Origin of the sequence: Pseudomonas capeferrum, assembly GCF_013523055.1 — a bacterium.
GTDB lineage: Bacteria > Pseudomonadota > Gammaproteobacteria > Pseudomonadales > Pseudomonadaceae > Aquipseudomonas > Aquipseudomonas capeferrum_A.
This window is the reverse complement of the sequence record NZ_JAAMQM010000029.1, coordinates 1-20,706: the sequence shown is the minus strand read 5'-3', so window position 1 is coordinate 20,706 and position 20,706 is coordinate 1. Positions and strand designations below refer to the sequence as shown.

The window sequence follows — 20,706 nt, the reverse complement described above, 5'->3', positions numbered from 1 at the left end:
CCAGCATGTCCAACAACAAACCGATGCCCGTGGCGACGGAAATCTCCGCGCCGTTCTGGGAGGGCCTGAAGGCCCGGCGCCTGCTGATTCAGCAGTGCGCCGCCTGTGACCAATGGCTGTTCTACCCGCGCCGTCACTGTCCGGCCTGCCTTGGGCATGACCTGGCGTGGCGCGAGGTGTCGGGCCAGGCCAGCCTGTACAGCTTTACCGTGGCACGCATCCCGACCTTGCCCGACTTCATCGACGAAATGCCGCAGAAACTGGCGGTGGTGGAGTTGGCCGAAGGGGTGCGGATCAACACCACCCTGGTCGGCCTCGATGAAGCGCAGATCCGCATCGGCATGCCGCTGCAACCCGTGTTCGCCCAGGTCGATGCCAAGGGCGGTCGGCTGCTGCGCTTTACCGGCCTGGACCAGGATGCCATCGGCTTCGAGACGATGCCCGATGCCCAGCAAGCGCCACCGCTCGCGGTCGAGCAGAGCGACCGACAGCAGGTCGACTGCAAGGACGAAGCTGCCTTGCAGGCCTTGGTCAGCGAGCGTTTCAGCGAATGGAGCAACAGCCTGCTGGTGGACCAGGCGCTGATCGATGCCTTCGCGCAACTGTCCGGCGACGACTACTGGATTCACACCGATCCCGACCGCGCCCGACGCAGCAGCCCGTTTGGCGGCACCATCGCTCACGGCGCGCTGGTGCAGGTATTGCAGTCGCGGCTGAAGCTGGCCCTGGGCTTCGAGATCACCGGTTTCTCGACCCAGATCAACTACGGCTCCGATCGCCTGCGCTTCCCGGCGCCGGTGCCGGCCGGTTCGCGCATTCATGCGCGGGCGCGGGTCAAAGCGGTCGAGGTACGTGAACGCGGCACCCAGCTGACCCTGGAGATCAACACCCATGTGGTCGGCCAGGAGCGGCCCTCGGTGATCAACGACCTGGTGATTCTCTATCAGCGCTGATCCCCGTCAATCGGCCAGAAACGGTCCGATGCCAGTTTGATGAGGGCAGTCATTGATTTTGAGGGTCTGAGATCTTTTGTCGATTTCTGACCTTCGCTGTGCGATCGCTGGCCTCATCGCGGGCTTCCCGGAATGCCGGATCACTCGCGATGAGGCCAGCAGTCGCACCGAGGGTCTTACGAACCGAGATGAGTTCCAGCACCTGGAAATCAAAGCCCCTCTCCTGATCGACTGGCATCGGAGCCGGCTCCGGTTCGCCTTCTCCTACCCGTCCTCGGGGAGCAAGACGCCACGTAGGCCATTTGGACGATGTGGCGATCACGTCCCCGGCCGACTATCCCAGTGCCCCTTGCGGCAATGCCTGACCCAGCCCGCTTCAGCGGGCTCGGCGCCTGACAAGAACAAGAGGAATGGCTCCATGGCTGCTTTGTTCGCGTGTCACGATCAGGAGCGACGTCCATGCGCTCGGTGATCGGCTATCTGGTCTGCCTGTTCGTTGGCCTGACCATCGTCTTTACCTTTCTTCCCCGTCCCGAACCGATACCGGCCACGCAACCGCCGCGCGTCGACCGAGTGCAGATCAACGCGTTGCTCGACCTCGACCGTCGCGTGCTGGCGGTGGGCGAGCGAGGCAGCATCCTGTTCAGCGACGATCAAGGCGTGAGTTGGCAAGCGGCGCAGGTGACGCCGCAACGCCAGGTCGCGCTGACCGCACTGGTGGCCCTGGATGGCCAACGCCTGCTGGCGGTGGGGCATGACGGCTGGATCCTGCGTTCCGACGACGGTGGCGAGCAGTGGCGCGAGGTGCGTCACGACAGTCAGCTGGGCGAGCCGCTGTTGGGCGTATGGGCGGCAGGTGGCGACCGGGTCCTGGCCTTCGGCAGTTTCGGCAAGTTCTATCAGTCCGAAGACGCCGGGCTGAACTGGCACCGCCTGGCACTGGATATCGACAATGCCCACCTCAACGGCCTGGACGGCGGCGCCGATGGCCGACGCATGCTGGTCGGCGAACAAGGCCTGGTGTTGCGCAGCCACGACGCAGGCGCGCACTGGGAACCGCTGCCGGCGTTCTACACCGGCTCGCTGTTCGGCATCGTGCGCCTGAGCGCGAACGACTGGGTGGCCTACGGCATGCGCGGACATGTGTTCGTCAGTCATGACTTCGGCGAGCGCTGGCAGCAGGTCGAGACCGGCAACCCACTGCCTCTGTACGGCCATGCGCGGCTGCCGGGCGGTGGCGTGGTCATCGTCGGCGCAGGCAGCCTGGTGCTGCATCTGGATGGCCGCGGTGCGCTGGTGAGCAGCGCGCGGATGGCCGGGCGCGGCACGCTGACGTCGGCGGCGATGGTCGGTTCGCGGCTACTGCTGGGCGGCGAGCAAGGAGTATTCGACGGCACCGCGGGCAATCTTGTCACGCTGGGCAAATGAGGGACGGACGATGAAAAGAGCAGAGACCCGGGTAGCACGTTGCGTCGAGACCACCGCCAACACATTGATGAGCTGGCGAAAAGGCTTGCTGTTGTTGTTCGTGCTGCTGTCGTTGGGGCTGGGCTACAGCGCCACTCACACCCAGCTGGACCCCGGCTTCAACAAGCAGATACCGGTACGCCATGCTTTCATGGTCAATTTCCTCAGGTTCAGCCAGTACTTCACCGGCGCCAACCGTTTCCTGGTCAGCGTGCGCTGGAAGGGCGAGGGTGACCTGTACAATCCGGAATTCCTCGAGACGCTGAGAAAGGTCACCGACGATGTGTTCTTCATCTCGGGAGTCAACCGTGCCAGCGTGACCTCCTTGTTCACCGCCAACGTGCGCTATATCGAGATCACCGAGGAAGGTTTCTACGGCGACGTGGTGGTGCCGCCGCGCTTCAATGGCAGCGCCGAGGACCTGGCACAGGTGCGCAGCAATGCCGCCGCTTCCGGACAGATCGGCCGGCTGGTGGCCAATGACCTGAAATCGGCGATGGTCCGCGCCGACCTGCAGGACATCGACCCCCAGACCGGCAAGGCGGTGGATTACGCCGAGGTCGCCACACGCCTGGAGGCGATCCGGCACAAGTACGCCAACGAGCAGATCGAGATCAACATCGTCGGCTTCGCCAAGCTGGTCGGCGATGTGGTGGAAGGGCTGAACACGGTGATCGGCTTCTTCGTGATTGCCTTTGCCATCACCGCACTGCTGTTGTGGGTGTATGCCCGTTCGCTGCGCCTGACCTTGGTCGCCCTGGTGGTCGCCTTGCTGCCGGTGGTCTGGCTGCTGGGGCTGCTGCCGCTGTTGGGGCTGGGCATCGACCCGATGTCGATCCTGGTGCCGTTCCTGATCTTTTCCATCGGCGTGTCGCATGCGGTGCAGATGACCAACGCCTGGAAACAGGATGTGGTGGCCGGTGCCAGTTCGCTGGAGGCGGCGCGCTCGGCCTTCTGCAAGATCTTCATCCCCGGCTCCCTGGCCTTGCTGATGAACGCCCTGGGCTTTGCGGTGATCATGCTGATCGACATCCCGATCGTTCATGAACTGGGCGTGACTGCCTGCATCGGGGTGATGCTGATGATCATCACCAACAAACTGATGCTGCCGATCATTCTCTCCTGGCTGCGCCTGGAGCCTGCCTCCCTGCGCCGTGCCCAGGCTCGGCAGGGCGGGCGTCACCGGCTATGGTGGCGACTGTCGGCACTGGCCGAGCCGGGCCCCGCGCTGGCGGTGTTCGCGGTGAGCCTGACGCTGCTGGTGGCTGGCGCCTGGAAGGCACGCGACCTGGCGGTGGGCGATATCGGCGCCGGTGCGCCGGAGCTGCGCGCCGACTCGCGCTACAACCAGGACAATGCGCAGATCATCGGCAGCTACTCGATCGGCCTGGACGTGATGTCGGTCTTCGTCGAGGTCAAGGGCATCGAGGAGGGATGCCTGTCGCCGGAGGTGATGCGCGCCGTCGAAGCCTTCGATTTCCGCATGCGCGCGGTCAGCGGCGTGCAGTCGGTGCAGAGCGTGGCGGGCATGGGCAAGCGGGTGATCGCCGGCAATAACGAAGGCAATCCGCGCTGGGCGGCCATTCCCGGTTCGGCCCGTGGGCTGAGCCAGGGCGCGCGGGCCTACATGCCCGACGATGGGCTGGTGACCGAGGGCTGCCAGCAGATGCAGATCCTGGTGTTTCTCGCCGACCATGAGGGGGCCACCGTCGGCCATGCCATCGGCGAGGCGCGGCGGATCATCGAGCAGGTGCGCACGCCGCGGGTCGAGTTCCTGCTGGCAGGTGGCAATGTCGGGGTGATGGCCGCCTCCAACGAAGCGGTCAAGCGTGCCGAGGTCATCATGCTGGCGGCGCTGTTCGGCTCGGTGGCGCTGTTCTGCTGGCTGACCTTCCTCTCGCTGCGCGCGGTGCTGTGCATCCTGGTCCCCCTGGCCATCGTGGCGATCCTCTGCAATGCCCTGATGGCCATGCTCGGCATCGGCCTCAAGGTGGCTACCCTGCCAGTAATGGCGCTGGGCGTCGGGGTCGGCGTGGACTATGGCATCTATCTTTACGAACGCATCCAGCACGAGATGAGCGCGGGAGCGAACCTGCGCGAGGCGTTCTACCTCGCCATGTGCCAGCGCGGGACGGCAGCGGTGTTCACCGCGCTGACCATGTCGATCGGGGTCTGCACCTGGGCGTTCGCGCCGCTCAAGTTCCAGGCCGACATGGGCGTGCTGCTGTCGTTCATGTTCCTGGTCAACGTGCTTGGGGCGATCTTCCTGCTGCCCGCGCTCGCCGCCTGGTTCAACCGCGGTCAGGCATTGGTCAAGCCGCACACCGTGCCACGCGGTGCCGGCCGGCACGATGCACTTGTGACATCCGGTAACGAAAAATAAACCCTGACGCCCCTATTGTCGGCGCCGGGGCGGCGAACGAGACTGTGGCGCGGGCACGTGTTGCGGCAGTGGGGCCAGGCGCCCCGAGCCGAAATTATAAAAATAACAAGGGAAGGCCTACGGGCCTTGTCCCAGCGAGGAGAAGACTGTGGACAAAGCTGTCTTGACCCATGATGTACTGGCCAGTCTCGGCCACGACCTGGCCACCTATGATCGCCTGGTCGGCGAGATCTACGAAGGCGCCCTCGACCCCAAGCTGATGGCCCATGCGCTGACCAGCTTCCGCACGCTCTACGAAGCCAACTACGTCACCCTGATCCTGCGTGTGCCGGACCAGCCGGACATGGGCGTGATGATCATTTCCGGCGATATCGAAGGGGCCGGCGACGTCAGCTACATGACCTACCCGCAGACCAATACCCCCTTCGCCAACCAGCCGCTGGACCACGTCTTCACCGTCGATGACATCATGACTTCGACCGAATGGGAGCACAGCGCCTACTTCAAGATGTTCTGCGGCCCGCAAGGGGTGTACCACGTGATGGGGGCCGACATCTCCACCCCCGATGGCGGCAAGTTGCGTTTCCGGATCACCCGGCCCAAGCACGCGGCCAACTTCTCGGCCCATGAACGCGCCCTGTGCGGCATGTTCCTGCCGCACCTGCGGCGCGCGCTGCAGGTGCACAATCTGCTCGACCGCAGCGAGTCGCTCAGCGAGCTGTATTCCCAGGCCATCAGCCGCCTGTCGGTGGCTACCCTGGTGCTGGACGAGAGCGGCAGCGTATTGCGGGTCAATCCGGTGGCGCAGGAGATCCTGGCCAACGCCGACGGCCTGAAGCTGGTGGGTGGACGCCTGGAGGCGACCTACCCGAGCGACAACCGCGAGCTGCAGCGCCTGATCCGCTCCGCGTTTTCCCCGGATGCGCCGAAGAGCGCCGAAGCCATGTCGGTCACCCGGCCTTCGGGCCAGGTCAATCTCGGCCTGGTGGTGGAGTCGATTCCGTCGCTGGACTGGGCGGAAGAGAAGGGCAAGCCGGCGGCGCTGGTGTACATCCGCGACGCGGCGAGCAAGTCGCTGGCCAGCGAGGTAGTGACCAAGCAACTGTTCAATCTCACCCGGGCCGAAACCGCACTGGCCATGGAGCTGGCCAACGGACTGTCGCTGGAGGAGGCCGCCGAGGCGTTGAACATCCGCCGCAACACCGCCCGTGCGCACCTGCGCTCGATCTTCTCCAAGACCGGCGTGCGGCGGCAGACCGAGCTGGTGCGGATCCTGCTCAACAGCGTGGTGGCGCTAGGCAAGCCCAAGGTGGTGCTCAAGGCCGTCGACCGCCTCAAGGTACCGCCACCGCAGCTGGCCATCCCGGTGCCTCGTCGGGCCTGAGCGCGTCCCGCCCGCGCCGGTTTTAGTCCGCAAGGACGATGCTGGCGCGCTCTGCTCCTGCCGATACTGGCCGGACCCTTCATGGAGATTCACTATGTCTGTTACAGCTATCAGTGGCAGTGCCTCGGGCATTGGCGCGGCAGTCAGCGCCGTCCTTCGCGCTGCGGGGCATCAGGTCATCGGCATCGATCGCGACAATGCCGAGGTGATCGCCGACCTTTCCACGGCCCAGGGACGCCAGGCCGCCATTGCCCAGGTGCTCGAACTCAGTGGCGGGATGCTTGACGGTCTGGTCTGTTGCGCGGGCGTTGGTGTTACCGCGCGCTCGTGCGGGCTGGTGCTGGCGGTCAACTACTTTGGCGTCAGCCAGCTGCTCGATGGGCTTCAGGAGGCGCTGGCCCGCGGCCGCAACCCAGCGGCGCTGGTCATCGGCTCGGTGGCCGCCACCCAGCCGGGAGCCGGGCAGCAGCCGATGACCATGGCGATGCTCGAGGGTGACGAAGGCAAGGCGCTGGCGTTGGCCGATGAACTGGGTCAGCCGCATGTCGCTTATGCCTGCTCCAAGCATGCGATCACCCACCAGGCACGGCGCCTGGCACCGGAGTGGGCCAGCCGTGGCATCCGCCTGAACGTTGTGGCGCCCGGCGCGGTACAGACCCCTTTGCACCAGGCATCGCTCGACGATGCGCGGTTTGGCCAGGCGGTACGGGATTTCGTCGCACCCCTGGGGCGCGCCGGTCGCCCCGAGGAAATCGCCGCGCTGGTGACGTTCCTGCAATCGGAGCAGGCGGCGTTCATCCATGGCAGCGTGATATTCATCGATGGCGGCATGGACGCGATGGTGCGTGCGCCGCACTTTTGACAAGGATCCGGCATGAACAAAGTGGCATTCATTACCGGCGCCAGCCGTGGTATCGGTCGTGCGGCGGCGCTGGCCTTCGCGCAAGCGGGGTACGACCTGGCGATCAGCGCCCGCACCCTGGAAGAGGGCGAGCGCCATGACCACGCCTTGCGCGATGCAACGGGGGCGCCACTGCCGGGCAGCCTCAATGCAACCGCCGAAGCCATCCGCGCCTTTGGTGGGCGGGTGCTGGTCGTGCCCATGGACCTGCTCGACAGCGCCACGGCCGAAGAGGCCTGCGCGGCGGTGCTGGCCGAGTACGGGCGCATCGACGTGCTGGTGAACAACGCGATCTACCAGGGCAGCGACCTCAATTCGACGTTCATGGCACTGCAGCCCGGGACCCTCGAGCGCATGTTCAAGGGCTATATCCTTACCCCTTTGCTGCTGACCCGGGCCGTGGTGGACGGGATGCTCGGACAGGGCGGCGGGGTGATCATCAACGTCACCTCAGGCGCCGGTGAGAGCGATCCGCCTGTGGCGGCCGATCGTGGTGGCTGGGGCTATGCGTATGGTTCCGGCAAGGCGGCGGTCTCGCGGCTTTCGGGGATCCTGTCGGTGGAGCTGGGCGAACGGGGTATCCGTGCCTACACCCTTAATCCGGGGGTGGTGACCACCGATGCGCTGAAGGCGACCATTGGCGAGCAGGGCGTGATCGCCTTGCGTGCGGGCAGCGCGCCACCGGAGGTACCGGCGGCGGTGATGCTGTGGCTGGCCAGGGAAGAGCAGGCCGCGAAGTACCAGCGCAGAACCATTGCGGCGCAGGCGTTTGCGCTGGAGCACGGAATCGTCGCCGATTGGCGATGAGGGTGTGGCGTAGGGGCAGCATGTAACAGCCATGCTGGGCGCGTCACGGGCCTGCTCCAATGTCCGCCCGTTAAAGAAATGATTCGATTTTCGATGCCGCAGCTTGGCATTGGGCTTTTTAGATATTTGTGTGGCTGATGGCCCCTTCGCGGGTAAACCCGCTCCCACCGGGCCTTGTGGCGTCGGTGCAATCCAGGCCGCCACCGCCATCCGGTGGGAGCGGGCTATCCGATGGGAGCGGCTATCCGATGGGAGCAGGCCATCCGGTGGGAGCGGCTATCCGGTGGGAGCGGGCCATCCGGTGGGAGCGGGTTTACCCGCGAAGAGGCCATCAGCCACACAAAGGCTCGAACGGCGGGACCACAACCTCAAATCGAGTGATTTCTTCAACGGCCGGACATTGCGACAAGCCCACTCCCACCGGGCCTTGTCGAGTCTTTGCATCCACGCCGCCACCGCCATCCGGTGGGAGCGGCTATCCGATGGGAGCAGGCCATCCGGTGGGAGCGGGTTTACCCGCGAAGAGGCCATCAGCCATACAAAGGCTCGAACGGCGGGACCACAACCTCAAATCGAGTGATTTCTTCAACGGCCGGACATTGCGCAAAGCCCGTTACACCGATCAGACGGCATCCATGCCCCTCGGAGCGGGATGCCAGGAGTGATGATGCTCGCAATCAGGCCCGCAGCCGGGCCAGGGTCATCGCGGTATCCTCGATCATGTCCTCCTGGCCACCCACCATCCCACGTCGTCCCATCTCTACCAGGATCTCCCGCGCCGGCACGCCGTATTTCTGCTCGGCGCGCTTGGCGAACAGCAGGAACGAGCCATAGACCCCGGCATAACCCATGGTCAATGCATCGCGGTCGCTGCGGATCGGGAAGTCCATGATCGGCACTACCAGGTCCTCGGCCACATCCTGGATAGCGAACACGTCGACACCTGTCTCGATACCCATCCGCTTGCACACCGCCACCAACACTTCCATCGGCGTATTCCCCGCGCCTGCGCCCAATCCCGCGCAGGCGGCGTCGATCCGGCTGGCGCCGGCGGCAACCGCGGCGATGGAGTTGGCGACCCCCATCGACAAGTTATGGTGCCCATGGAAGCCGATTTCAGTGTCGGGATGCAGCGCCGCGCGCATCGCCGCGACGCGCTCGCTCACCTGGTGGGGCAGCAGGTAGCCGGCAGAGTCGGTCAGGTAGATGCAGTTGGCCCCGTAGCTCTCCATCAGTTTGCCCTGGCTCACCAGGCCCTCAGGGCTGTTCATGTGCGCCATCATCAGGAAGCCCACCGTGTCCATGCCCAAGTGGCGGGCATGGGCGATGTGCTGCTCGCTGACGTCGGCCTCGGTGCAATGCGTCGCCACGCGCAAGGTACTGACGCCCAGTTCGTGGGCCATCTTCAGATGCTCGACCGTGCCGATCCCCGGCAGCAACAGCGCCGACACCTTGGCTCGCTTCATCAGCGGGATGACCGCCGACAGATAGGCCTCGTCGCTGTGCGCGGGGAACCCGTAGTTCACCGAGCTGCCGCCCAGGCCATCGCCATGGGTCACTTCGATCAAGGGCACGCCAGCGGCGTCGAGGCCGCAGGCGATGCGCTTCATTTCATCCAGGCTGATCTGGTGACGCTTGGGGTGCATGCCGTCGCGCAGGCACATGTCATGTACGGTGATACGTTTGCCATTGAGATCCATGGTCGATTCCTTAGGCCAGTGCGCAGGGGGCAGGGCGGAGCACCAGCTCGCCTTTGAGGATTTCCTCGGCGAACAGCTCGGCGGTGCGGGCCGCCGCGGCGGTCATGATGTCGAGGTTGCCGGCATAGCGCGGCAGATAGTCGCCCAGCCCTTCGACCTCCATGAAGATCGACACGCGATTGCCGTCGAACACCGGACCGTTCACCAGGCGGTAGCCGGGCACATAGCGCTGCACCTGGAGAATCATTGCTTCGATGGCGGCGCGAATGGCGGGCTGGTCAGGTTCGTCACTGGTCAGGCAATGCACGGTGTCGCGCATGATCAAGGGCGGTTCGGCCGGGTTGATGATGATGATCGCCTTGCCTGTCTTCGCACCACCGACCTGCTCCACGGCATTGGCCGTGGTGCGGGTGAACTCGTCGATGTTCTTGCGGGTGCCGGGGCCGACGGATTTCGAGGCGGCCGTGGCGATGATCTCGGCATACTCCACCGACTGCACGCTGGACACCGCGGCGACCAGCGGAATGGTCGCCTGGCCGCCGCAGGTGACCATGTTGACGTTCATCACGCCCAGGCCCAGGTTGGCCCTGAGATTGACCGGTGGCACGCAGTAAGGGCCGATCGCCGCCGGGGTCAGGTCGATCATCAGCACGCCCAGGGCGTTGAGCTTGCGGCTGTTTTCGCCATGCACATAGGCGGAGGTGGCATCGAAGGCGATCTGGATGCGGTCCTCGAGCACATGGGGCAATAAACCGTCGACGCCGTCCGCCGTGGTTTTCAGGCCCAGTTCGCGGGCCCGCGCGAGGCCTTCGGAGCTGGCATCGATACCGACCATCCAGACCGGCTCGAGCACCTCGCTGCGTTTGAGTTTGTACAGCAGGTCGGTGCCGATGTTGCCCGGCCCGATCAGTGCACATCTGATCTTCTCGCTCATTGTCTATGGCTCCAGGGGAGTGGAAGGGACTCAGGGCATGAAACGCAGGCTGGATTGGCCCAGCCCGCTCATGCTCAGGGTGATACGGTCGCCGGCCACCACCGGCACCAGGGGCGCCAGGGCGCCGGACAGGATGATTTCGCCACGGCGGAACGGGATGCCGAGCTCGCCCAAGGTGTTGGCCAGCCAGGCCACCGCCGCGCAGGGATGACCCTGGACCGCCGAGCCCAGGCCGCTGCCAGCCGCCTGGCCGTTCTTGAGCAACTGCATCTCGACCCTGGCCAGGTCCAGCGTGCGCGGATCGACCCGTTGCGCGCCGAGGGCGAACACGCCGCAGGAGGCGTTGTCGGCCACGGTGTCCTGGATGCGGATCTGCCAGGCGTCGATCCGTGAGTCGACGATTTCGAAGCAGGGCATTACCCACTGGGTCGCGGCCAGCACGTCATCGGCCGTGATACCGGGGCCTCGCAGGTCTTCGCCCAGGACAAAGGCGATCTCGCCCTCGGCCCGCGGCTGGATCAGTCGGTGCCGCGACAGGCTCACGTCGCTGCCGTCCTCCACCTGCATGGCGTCGGTGAGAAAGCCGAAATCCGGCTGATGGACATCGAGCATCTCCTGCACGGCACGGCTGGTGACGCCGATCTTCTTGCCCACCACCCGCTCGCCGAGGGCTTCGCGGCGCTGCAGGAACGCCAGGGAAATACGGTAGGCCTGGTCCAGGGAAATGTCCGGGTAACGGCGAGTAAGGGGGGGTAGGGTCTGGCGACCGTGCAGGGCATCGAACAGCTCGTCACCGAGCGCTGTGATCAGATGGGCGTCCATGACGGGTTCTCTGCAGTGAAGGTAGAAAAAGGGTCGACCCCAACGGGTTCAAGGCGTCGACCGAAAAAGATGCGTGCTCAGCCGACCCACACGGTGGAATCGGCGCCGCCGTCGACATCGATGATCTTGCCAGTCACCCAGGCCGACGCCGGGCTGGCCAGGTACAGGGCGGCCGCGGCGATGTCTTCGGGCGTGCCCAGGCATTTGAGCGGGGTGTTGGCTTCCATGCTTTGGCGCATTGCCACCGGCATCACGCCGTTGAGCGCATCGGTCAGGGTCGGGCCTGGGGCGACGGCGTTGACCCGTACCTGTGGCGCGAAGTCCTGGGCGAGCAGGCGGGTCAGGTGGCTCAGCGCGGCCTTGGCCGTGCCATAGGCGCTGAAATGCCGCTGCGCGTAGCGCGCCGCCACCGAGCTGATATTGACGATGTTGCCGCCACCGGCATCGCGCATCAGCGGCACGCACAACTGGGAGAAGGCATAGGCGCTGGAGACGTTGAAGCGCAGGACCTCGTCGAATTGCTCGGGGCTCAGGGCCAGCGGATCGTTGGGGCCGCCGCCGCCCACGTTGTTGACCAGGTGGGTGATGCGCCGCAGATGCTCGTGGCTTTGCCTCACCAGGGCCTCGCGCTGTTCGCTGTCGTTGACGTCGCAAGCGAAGGCCAGGGCGTTGCGGCCCATGGCCCGGATTTCCTCGGCCACCGCCAGGACGTCGTCCAGCGTGCGCGCGGCGCAGACCACGTCGGCACCCGCCTCGGCATAGGCCAGGGCGATGGCGCGGCCGATGCCCCGGCCACTGCCGGTGACGATGGCGACGCCGCCATCGATTCGGAATCGCTGCAGGATACTCATGGCTGTGCTTCCTCAGGCTGTCGATGCGCCGACTATCGTGGCCCCCGGTCGCCGGTGCATCGTCTCAACGGACTAGCACGTCTGCCTCTATGCCAGGCAGTCAAGGACCAGCCTGGGTTTCGGGATGCTGGAGCTCTCTTTCGGGCTTCGAGATCTTCAGTGCACTTGATGGCCTCTTCGCGGGTAAGCCCGCTCCCACCGGAACCATGTAGGCCGGAGAATCGGCGTTGTGCAACCGCTCATGATTTGCATGGCACCTGTGAGAGGCCTTCCCATGCACCCTGGAACCCCCCACAGGTAGATAGCAGCCAAAAAAGGGTGAGCCACCACGGACCGGTGGGAGCGGGCTTGCCCGCGAAGAGGCCCGCAGTTGCACTGAAAATCTCCGGCCGAAAGATAGCTTCGACATTGGAAGCATCGGATGTCGCTTGGCGCAACTATCGTGGCCCCCGGTTGCTGGCGCAACGTCACCATGGACTGGCGGGTTGGCTTCGATGCGGGGAGGCAAGGAGCAGTCTGGGTCTCGGGATGCTGGAGCTCTCTTTCGGGCTTCGAGATCTTCAGTGCACTTGATGGCCTCTTCGCGGGCAAGCCCGCTCCCACCGGAACCGTGTAGGCCGGGAGGATCGGCGTTGTGCAACCGCTCATGATTTGCATGGCCCCTGTGAGAGGCCTTCCCATGCACCCTGGAACCCCTCACAGGTAGATAGCAGCCAAAAAAGGGTGAGCCACCACGGACCGGTGGGAGCGGGCTTGCCCGCGAAGAGGCCATCAGCTGTACAGAAAATTTCAGGCCAAGAGGGAGCTTCCACATTGGAAGCATCGGATGTCGCTTGGCCAACTATCGTGGCCCCCGGTCTGGCGGGTTGGCTTCGATGCGGGGAGGCAAGGAGCAGCCTGGGTTTCGGGGTGCTGGAGCTCTCTTTCGGGCTTCGAGATCTTCAGTGCACTTGATGGCCTCTTCGCGGGCAAGCCCGCTCCCACCGGAACCATGTAGGCCGGGAGGATCGGTGTTGTGCAACCGCTCATGATTTGCATGACACCTGTAGGCGGACTTCCCATGCACCCTGGAATCCCCCACAGGTAGATAGCATGCCAAAAAAGGGTGGACCACCACGGACCGGTGGGAGCGGGCTTGCCCGCGAAGAGGCCCGCAGTTGCACTGAAAATCTCCGGCCGAAAGATAGCTTCGACATTGGAAGCATCGAATGTCGCTTGGCCGACCGGCACGGATTCGCAGGTGCCGGTGCGCGGCCCTAGTCCGCTTTGACGATGATTCATCGCTCGGCCAATCCGATGATCGTTCCCAGCTCGCGCAGTGGCGCAGCGAGATCGGGAGAAACGAGTGATGCACAGCATGCGAGAAAAGACCCAGGAAGAAGTCGAACTGATCGAACGTGCGCGGCGCCTCGTGCCGCTGCTCAAGGCGCGCACGGCGCAGGCCGACCGCGACCTGCGGATCCCGGACCAGACCATCGAGGAGCTGCAGGCGGCCGGCTTGCTGCGGGCCCTGCAACCACGTGCCTTCGGCGGTTACGAAGTTGACCCGCGGACATTCTTCGAGATCCAGATGATCCTGGGCGAGGGCTGCATGTCCACGGCCTGGGTCTATGGCGTGATGGGCGTGCACCCCTGGCAGGTAGCCCGCTACCCGATCGAGGCGCAGCGCGAAGTCTGGGAGCACGACCACGGCGCGCTGATTTCTTCGACCTACATGCCGTCGGCCAAGATCACGGTGGTGCAGGGTGGCTACCGTATCAGCGGGCGCTGGGGATTCTCCAGTGGCAGCGAGCATTGCCAATGGGTGCTGCTGGGCGGGATCCTTCCGGCCGATGGCGATTTTGCCAGCGAGCACGGCACCTTCCTGCTGCCACGCGCCGATTACCGGATCGAACACAACTGGGACGTGCTCGGCCTGCGCGGTACCGGCAGCCATGACATCGTCGTCGAGGACGCTTTCGTCCCGGCCCATCGCGTCCAGCGCACCAACAACTGGCAGATCGAGGCCACCCCAGGCCGCCTGGTCAACACCAATCCGATCTATGCGATTCCCTTCGCCCAAGTGTTTTCTCGCGCCGTGTCGACCTCGGCCATCGGTGCGCTGCAAGGGGCGATCGATGCGTTCCGCGAGAACGCCGCCCAGCACATCGGCAAGCACGGCGCGCGGACGGCGGACGATCCGGTGGCCCAGACTGCAGTGGCCGAGGCAGTGATCACCGTCGATAGCCTGAAGCTCGTGCTCGAGCGCAACTACGAGCACCTGATGCGTCTGGCCCGAGCGGGCGAATACCCCGACACCGAGACCCGCCTGCTGTACCGCTACCAGTCTTCCTACGTGACCAACATCTGCGCCGAGCGGGTCAGCGACCTGCTGCGCAGCATGGCCGCATCGGGCTTGTACGCCAGTAATCCGGTAGCGCGGTTGTTCCGCGACCTGCACCAGGCCCGTGGGCATATCGCCAATAACTTCATGGCCTACGGGCGCAGCTTCGGCGCGGTGCAACTGGGCCTGCCCAACCCGGATCCGTTCGTTTGATCCGTGCCATCGCTCCTGGCGCATCCCTGCCTAGGTGACACCGAGTACCTGAACATGAATGACTATCTTGCCTTGCGTGTAGCGAGGGTGATCGAGGAAACCGCCGACGCCCGTTCGCTGGTGTTCGACGTGCCCGAGTCGCTTGCCGAACGCTTCCGCTACCGACCCGGTCAGTTCCTGACGCTGCGCGTGCCGTTCGACGGGGGCTGGCTGCCACGCTGCTATTCGTTGTCGAGCACGCCGCTGCTCGACGAACCGCTGCGGGTGACCATCAAGCGTGTGCGTGACGGTCGCGCGTCGAACTGGCTGTGCGAAGAACTGCAGGAAGGCCAGACGCTGCAGGTACTGCCACCGGCCGGCGTGTTCGTGCCGCGCGACCTCGGTGGCGACCTGTTGCTGTTTGGCGGCGGCAGCGGGATCACGCCTGTACTGTCGATCCTGCGTTCGGCGCTGTTGGCCGGGCAAGGGCGGATCCTGTTGATCTACGCCAACCGCGACCAGCATTCGGTGATCTTCCGCGACGAGCTCCGCTTTCTCGCCGCGGCCCATCCCCAACGCCTGCAAGTGGTGCACTGGCTCGACGCGCTGCAGGGCATCCCGACGGCGGCGCAGCTGGCGGAGCTGGCGCGGCCATTGATCGACGCCCACGCCTTCATCTGCGGACCTGGCCCCTTCATGGATACCGCGGTCGAGGCCCTGGGCAGCCTCGGCATGCCGGGCGCCAGGGTGCACGTGGAGCGCTTCGTGTCGCTGCCTGGCGAAGGCGAACTGCCCTTGGCGATGCACAGCGAGGCCGCCGTCGCCGCGCAGCTGGCCGTGCGCCTGGACGGCGAAGAGCACAGCCTGGCCTGCGACAGCGGCGAGACCCTGCTGGCGGCCATGCAGCGCGCCGGCCTCAATCCGCCCAGTGCCTGCCGAGTGGGTGGTTGCGCGTCGTGCATGTGCACCCTGGTGAGCGGTGATGTCGAGTTGCTGCACAACGATGCGCTGGACGCCGACGAACTGGCCGAGGGCTGGATCCTGGCCTGTCAGGCCGTGCCCACCAGCTCTGCGCTGCGGATCCTCTTTCCCGACTGACGCCACTGACCGAGCCTTTGATGAATCCGAGCTTGAAACTCACGACACCCCAGGCGCAAGCGCCTGACACCATCGCCCGCCTGCTGTTGGCCAGCGCGCAACGCTTCGCCGGCCACGCCGCCATCGAAGAAAACGGCGAACGCCTGGACTACGCCGATCTGCCGGAGCAGGCCTTGCGGGTTACCCGCAGCCTGATGGCACTCGGCATCAAGACCGGCGATCGGGTCGGTCTCTGGGCCCCGAACAGCCGCGAGTGGATCCTCGCGGCGTTGGGGGTTCACTGTGCCGGGGCGGTGCTGGTGCCGATCAACACCCGCATGAAAGGCCCCGAGGCCGCCGATGTGCTGGCGCGCAGCGGCTGTCGTGTGCTGTTCGTGCAGCAGCGGTTCCTGGAGGTGGACTACCCGGCGCTGCTCGCCCCGTACCGGCCCTCGACCCTTGAGCACCAGGTGGTAATCGCCTGCGACCAGCCGTTGGCCGCCTGTGACCTGAGCTACAGCCAGTTCCTGGTCGGCGCCGCGACCATCGAGAAGCTCACCGCCGAGCGTCGAGCGTTGTGCATCGGCCCCGAGGCGGTCTGCGACCTGTTGTTCACCTCGGGCACGACCGGCAAGCCCAAGGGCGTGATGAGCGCGCACGGGCAGAACCTGCGGGCTTTCGGCGAATATGTAAGGGTGCTTGGCCTGGGCCCCGGCGATCGCTACCTCATCGTCAATCCCTTTTTCCATGCCTTCGGCTACAAGGCCGGCTGGCTGACCTGCCTGATCGCCGGGGCGACCATCCTGCCGCATGCAGTGTTCGATGCCGAGGTGGTGTTCCAGCGCATTGCCCGCGAGCGTATCAGCGTGTTGCCAGGGGCGCCGACCTTGTACCTGTCCCTGCTGGCCCATCCGCGCCTGGCCGAGACCGACCTGTCCAGCCTGCGGATTGCCGTGACCGGCTCGGCGAGCATCCCTCCGAGCCTGATCGAGCGCATGCGTAACGAACTTGGCTTCAGCGTGGTGACGACCGCCTATGGCCTGACCGAATGCGGCGGGCTGGCGACTCTCTGCGATCCGCAGGCCCCGGCCGAAGTCATCGCCGGTACCAGCGGCAGGCCCTTGCCCGGCACCGAGGTCAGCATCCGCGACCCTGATAACCGCGGCCTGCCCCAGGGCGATACCGGGGAAATCTGCCTGCGCGGCTTTCACATCATGCAGGGTTACTTCCAGGACCCCGCGGCCACTGCCGAGGCCATCGACACCGAAGGGTGGCTGCACACCGGCGATGTCGGGCGCCTGGACCCGGACGGTAACCTGGTCATTACCGATCGACTGAAGGACATGTACATCGTCGGCGGTTTCAACTGCTACCCGGCGGAGATCGAAGCGGCCTTGCTGGCCCATCCGGCGATCGCCCAGGTCGCCGTGATCGGCGTTGCCGACGCGCGCATGGGGGAGGTCGGCTGCGCCTGCGTGGTGCTGCGCCAGGGGCAGCGGCTGGAGGAGCCTGAACTGATCGCCTGGAGCCGCGAGCGCATGGCCAATTACAAGGTGCCGCGTCAGGTACGTTTCTTCGAAGCCTTGCCCCTGAACCCTTCCAACAAAGTGGCCAAGAACGAGCTGCGCGCGGCGGTTGCCCTGGCCTGAGGGCCGCCATGCGGTTTCACCAAACGGACGATGCATGCCCGCGGGCGGTGTCCCAGGCTGCGCGGGCATACGCAAAAAATAACAACAAAGGAGAGCAGCATGTCTACGTCGAATCGGGTCGCGCACGGGGCAGCCAAGGGTTTGTCGAGTCGCGGCCTGCTGGCCATGGCCATCGGCCTGGCCAGCGGCACTGCCAGCGCCGGGCCTACCTTCGAGCTGGGCGAGAACACCACCCTGGACTCATCGCTGACGGTCAACTACACCGCGTCGATGCGTACCGCCAAGCCGGCGCACGCGTACCTCGACGACATCAACAACGATGACGGCACGCGCAATTTCAAGCGCGGTTCGCTGATCACCAATCGGGTCAGCCTGTTCGGCGAGTTGCGTCTGCGTCACGACAACCTCGGCGCGGTGCTGCGCGGCAGCCACTTCTACGATGATGTCTATCACCAGCGCAACGACAACGACTCCCCGCAGACGGTGAACAAGGTCGGCCGGTCCGACGGCTTCATCGAGGACACCCGACGCCTGAGCGGGAGCAAGGCGCGACTGCTCGATGCCTACGTCTATGGCAATTTCCAGCTGGGCGAAAGCCAGTACCTGTCGCTCAAGGCCGGTCGACATCTGGTGGCGTGGGGCGAGAGTCTGTTCTGGTCGAACATCAGCCAGGGCCAGGCGCCGGTGGATGCGACCAAGTTCAACGTACCCGGCACCGAAGCCAAGGACGCCTACCTGCCCGTGGGACAGGTGTCGATGTCCTGGTCGCTGAACGAGGACCTGGCGCTGCTGGGCTTCTATCAGTACGAGTGGGAGGAAACCCAGCTCAACCCGGTAGGCGATTATTTCGGCAGTGATACCTTCGGCCCGGGAGCGCAGTTCCTGCGGCTCAATCCGGGCGTGGTCGCGAGTCTGCCGGACAATACCTTCACCGCGGTCAACTATGCCGGCGAGGACAAGCCGCGCGACAGCGGCCAATGGGGCCTGGGCGTACGCTACCGGATCACCGAGAACACCGAGGTGGGCCTGTTCCACTACCGCTACCACGAACGGGTCGGCTCGCTGTACTTCGATTTCACCGGCCAGACCCGCTACTCATCGAACCCGGATATCGGCCAGCGCGTCACTGCCGGCGCGGCGCCGACCTACCGCATGGGCTATTTCGAGGATGTCGAGCTGACCGGGGTCAGCTTCAGTTCCAAGGTGGGCGATTCGGTGCAGTATGCCGGCGACCTGAGCTATCGCGATGGCGCCTCGGTCTACCTGGACAACGGTGCGCCCACGACCGGACAGATCTGGCAGGGCAACCTCAATGCCTCGTACATTCTCGGTCCCAGCTTCCTGGCCCAGCAGACCACCTTCATGGGCGAAGTGGTGCATCAGCGCATCGCAGGCGTCGACACGCTGGTCGTGACGGGCGGCGGCGCTGGCGTCGACGGCAGTTTCGACCAGTATGAGTCCGAGACCCAGACCCGTGGGTCGACCCTGTTCGGCCTGGGCGCCTACATGGAGTATCCCTCTATCGCCAACGGCGTGGACCTGATCACCAAAGTGGTCTGGCAGCAGAACGTCGACGGCAGCGCCTACCAGGGCCTGGGCCGTGACGAGAAGCGCCTCACCGTCGGTGGCGACTTCAAGTACCTGGGCAACTTCCAGGTCGGCATGACCTATGTCGCCTACCTCAGCTCGCCGGACATCGCTCAAGGCCGGCTGCTGGCGGACCGCGACTACCTGTCGTTGAACGCCAAGTACACCTTTTGACCGACCGGCCATGGCCTGCCCTCGGGTGGGCCTGGCCGGTTTCCCGATCATGCACCGAGGACGAGGCCTGTCATGAACCCGAATGCCAATCCATCACCGTTCAGCCCTGTCAGCATCGGCCCGCTGACACTCAAGAACCGCTTCATCAAGGCCGCCACCAACGAGGGCATGAGCGCCCAGGGCGTTCCCTCGCGACAACTGGCCAAGCTGCACGCCGACCTGGCGCGCGGAGGCATCGCGCTGACCACCGTGGCCTACTGCGCGGTGAGCCGCGACGGTCGCACACTGCCTAACCAGTTGATTCTCGAAGCCCAGAGCCTGCGACACTTCAAGGCTCTTACCGACGCGGTGCACCGTGAAGGTGGCCTGGCCAGCGCGCAGATCACCCACGGCGGTTGTTTCACCTTCATTCGCGAGCGCAGCACCGCGCGGCCGTTGTCGGCCAGTGGCGGCTTCAATAAGATCGGCATGATGAGTGGCATGTTCCTCAAGCAGGCCATGAACGAGACCGACATGCAGCAGGTGGTGCGCGATTTCGCTCAGGGCGCGCGCCTGGCCCGTGAGGCCGGTTTCGATGCGGTGGAAATCCACATGGGCCATGGTTACCTGCTCAGCCAGTTCATCTCGCCGCTGTACAACAAGCGCCGTGACCAATACGGCGGCAGCCTGGAAAATCGCCTGCGCTTCCCCCGGCGAGTATTGCGCGCCGTGCTCGACGCGGTGGGCCAGGACATGGCGGTGATCTGCAAGTACAGCATCACCGAAGGGGTACGCGCGGGTAACAGCGCCGAGGACGGCGCGCGGATCGCCCGGATGCTGGAGCAGGAGGGCGCTCACCTGCTGGTGCTCAGCGCCGGGATGAACGCCGAGTCGATCACTACCATGTTCGGCTCGTCGTTCCCCAAGGAGAACCGCGTGCAACAGAAGAATCCACTGATCGCCCTGGCGATGGCGCTGCAACGGCGCATGGACCCGGTCGTGGAGTTCCGCGAGCTGTACCTGCTCGAGCATGCGCGCAAGGTGCGCGCGGCGGTGAAGATGCCGCTGGCGTACCTGGGAGGTGCCAAGAGCCTGGCGAGCATCGAGCAGGTAATGGCCGAGGGCTTCGAACTGGTGGCCATGGGACGTGTGCTGATTGCCGAGTCCGATTACGTGAACAAGCTGGCCAGCGGAGCGAGCCGCCAATCGATCTGTACGGCGTGCAACCGTTGCGTGGCGATGATGTATACCCCCGGTGGGACCTCCTGCGTGCTGGGTCGCCCGGGGGATGCGCAGTTGAACAGCGAGCCTGCGGGGGAGTGAATTGCAAGAGGCTTTCGGTGGTTCCGTCATGACAGTGGGGGAAACCAGGCTTAGTGCATTACCTGGAGCCAGCGGGAGAATAATGTGCAGGCGGCAGGGCGGGTTCCGTATCAATGCTGAGGCTCATCTTTCAGTTTCTGAAATCTCCTTGAAGCTCATGGCCTCTCGCGGGACAAGCCCGCTCACCACCTGATACCTGG

16 protein-coding genes are annotated in these 20,706 nt (G+C 65.1%); 11 read left to right on the top strand and 5 right to left on the bottom strand.

From position 1 onward, the window contains the following. The first annotated feature begins 5 nt into the window (after window positions 1-5). Complete coding sequence (locus tag G7009_RS24930; RefSeq protein ID WP_181132760.1) at window positions 6-953, top strand: bifunctional OB-fold nucleic acid binding domain-containing protein/MaoC family dehydratase; 948 nt, start codon at window positions 6-8, stop codon at window positions 951-953. Between the two features lie 49 nt (window positions 954-1,002). On the opposite strand, the gene G7009_RS24925 is transcribed toward G7009_RS24930, so the two are convergent. After that, the gene (locus G7009_RS24925) at window positions 1,003-1,191 is read right to left on the bottom strand and encodes a hypothetical protein (protein ID WP_181132758.1); all 189 of its coding nucleotides are present in this window, start codon (window positions 1,189-1,191) and stop codon (window positions 1,003-1,005) included. A 221-nt stretch (window positions 1,192-1,412) separates the two neighbouring features. Here G7009_RS24925 and G7009_RS24920 point away from each other — a divergent pair, with 221 nt between their 5' ends. From G7009_RS24920 to G7009_RS24900, 5 genes are all read left to right on the top strand, one after another. Further along, window positions 1,413-2,381, top strand: coding sequence for a WD40/YVTN/BNR-like repeat-containing protein (locus G7009_RS24920; RefSeq protein WP_181132756.1), 969 nt, complete (start codon window positions 1,413-1,415; stop codon window positions 2,379-2,381). Between the two features lie 10 nt (window positions 2,382-2,391). Beyond that, window positions 2,392-4,803, top strand: coding sequence for an efflux RND transporter permease subunit (locus tag G7009_RS24915; protein ID WP_181132754.1), 2,412 nt, complete (start codon window positions 2,392-2,394; stop codon window positions 4,801-4,803). A gap of 148 nt (window positions 4,804-4,951) precedes the next feature. After that, window positions 4,952-6,187, top strand: a complete 1,236-nt coding sequence (locus tag G7009_RS24910; protein WP_181132752.1) for a helix-turn-helix transcriptional regulator — start codon at window positions 4,952-4,954, stop codon at window positions 6,185-6,187. 94 nt (window positions 6,188-6,281) lie between these two features. Beyond that, a complete protein-coding gene (locus G7009_RS24905; RefSeq protein ID WP_181132749.1) occupies window positions 6,282-7,049 on the top strand; it encodes an SDR family oxidoreductase in 768 nt (255 codons plus the stop codon). Between the two features lie 12 nt (window positions 7,050-7,061). Then, window positions 7,062-7,895, top strand: coding sequence for an SDR family NAD(P)-dependent oxidoreductase (locus G7009_RS24900; RefSeq protein ID WP_181132747.1), 834 nt, complete (start codon window positions 7,062-7,064; stop codon window positions 7,893-7,895). A 677-nt stretch (window positions 7,896-8,572) separates the two neighbouring features. On the opposite strand, the gene dmpG is transcribed toward G7009_RS24900, so the two are convergent. The 4 genes from dmpG to G7009_RS24880 all read right to left on the bottom strand — a co-directional run bounded on the left by dmpG (window position 8,573) and on the right by G7009_RS24880 (window position 12,202). After that, window positions 8,573-9,595 carry a 4-hydroxy-2-oxovalerate aldolase gene (gene dmpG / locus G7009_RS24895; protein WP_181132745.1) on the bottom strand — a complete coding sequence of 341 codons (1,023 nt, stop codon included), beginning with the start codon at window positions 9,593-9,595 and terminating at the stop codon, window positions 8,573-8,575. Window positions 9,596-9,605: 10 nt separating this feature from the next. Further along, window positions 9,606-10,529, bottom strand: coding sequence for an acetaldehyde dehydrogenase (acetylating) (locus tag G7009_RS24890; protein WP_181132743.1), 924 nt, complete (start codon window positions 10,527-10,529; stop codon window positions 9,606-9,608). 30 nt (window positions 10,530-10,559) lie between these two features. After that, the gene (locus G7009_RS24885) at window positions 10,560-11,351 is read right to left on the bottom strand and encodes a fumarylacetoacetate hydrolase family protein (RefSeq protein ID WP_181132742.1); all 792 of its coding nucleotides are present in this window, start codon (window positions 11,349-11,351) and stop codon (window positions 10,560-10,562) included. A 77-nt stretch (window positions 11,352-11,428) separates the two neighbouring features. Beyond that, a complete protein-coding gene (locus G7009_RS24880; protein WP_181132740.1) occupies window positions 11,429-12,202 on the bottom strand; it encodes a glucose 1-dehydrogenase in 774 nt (257 codons plus the stop codon). A 1,348-nt stretch (window positions 12,203-13,550) separates the two neighbouring features. Between G7009_RS24880 and G7009_RS24875 the strand changes: the two genes are divergently transcribed. The 5 genes from G7009_RS24875 (at window position 13,551) to G7009_RS24855 (ending at window position 20,506) form a co-directional block, all read left to right on the top strand. Further along, complete coding sequence (locus G7009_RS24875) at window positions 13,551-14,738, top strand: acyl-CoA dehydrogenase family protein (RefSeq protein WP_181132738.1); 1,188 nt, start codon at window positions 13,551-13,553, stop codon at window positions 14,736-14,738. Between the two features lie 54 nt (window positions 14,739-14,792). Next, window positions 14,793-15,815 (top strand): ferredoxin--NADP reductase, encoded by a 1,023-nt coding sequence (locus G7009_RS24870; protein WP_181132736.1) that lies wholly within the window; start codon window positions 14,793-14,795, stop codon window positions 15,813-15,815. A gap of 20 nt (window positions 15,816-15,835) precedes the next feature. Then, window positions 15,836-17,443: a FadD3 family acyl-CoA ligase gene (locus tag G7009_RS24865; protein WP_181132734.1), complete on the top strand. Its 1,608-nt coding sequence runs from the start codon at window positions 15,836-15,838 to the stop codon at window positions 17,441-17,443. Between the two features lie 99 nt (window positions 17,444-17,542). Then, window positions 17,543-19,204: a DUF1302 domain-containing protein gene (locus tag G7009_RS24860; RefSeq protein WP_181132732.1), complete on the top strand. Its 1,662-nt coding sequence runs from the start codon at window positions 17,543-17,545 to the stop codon at window positions 19,202-19,204. Window positions 19,205-19,276: 72 nt separating this feature from the next. Beyond that, on the top strand, window positions 19,277-20,506 hold the full coding sequence (locus tag G7009_RS24855; protein WP_181132730.1) for an NADH:flavin oxidoreductase: 1,230 nt from the start codon (window positions 19,277-19,279) through the stop codon (window positions 20,504-20,506). Window positions 20,507-20,706 lie beyond the last annotated feature (200 nt).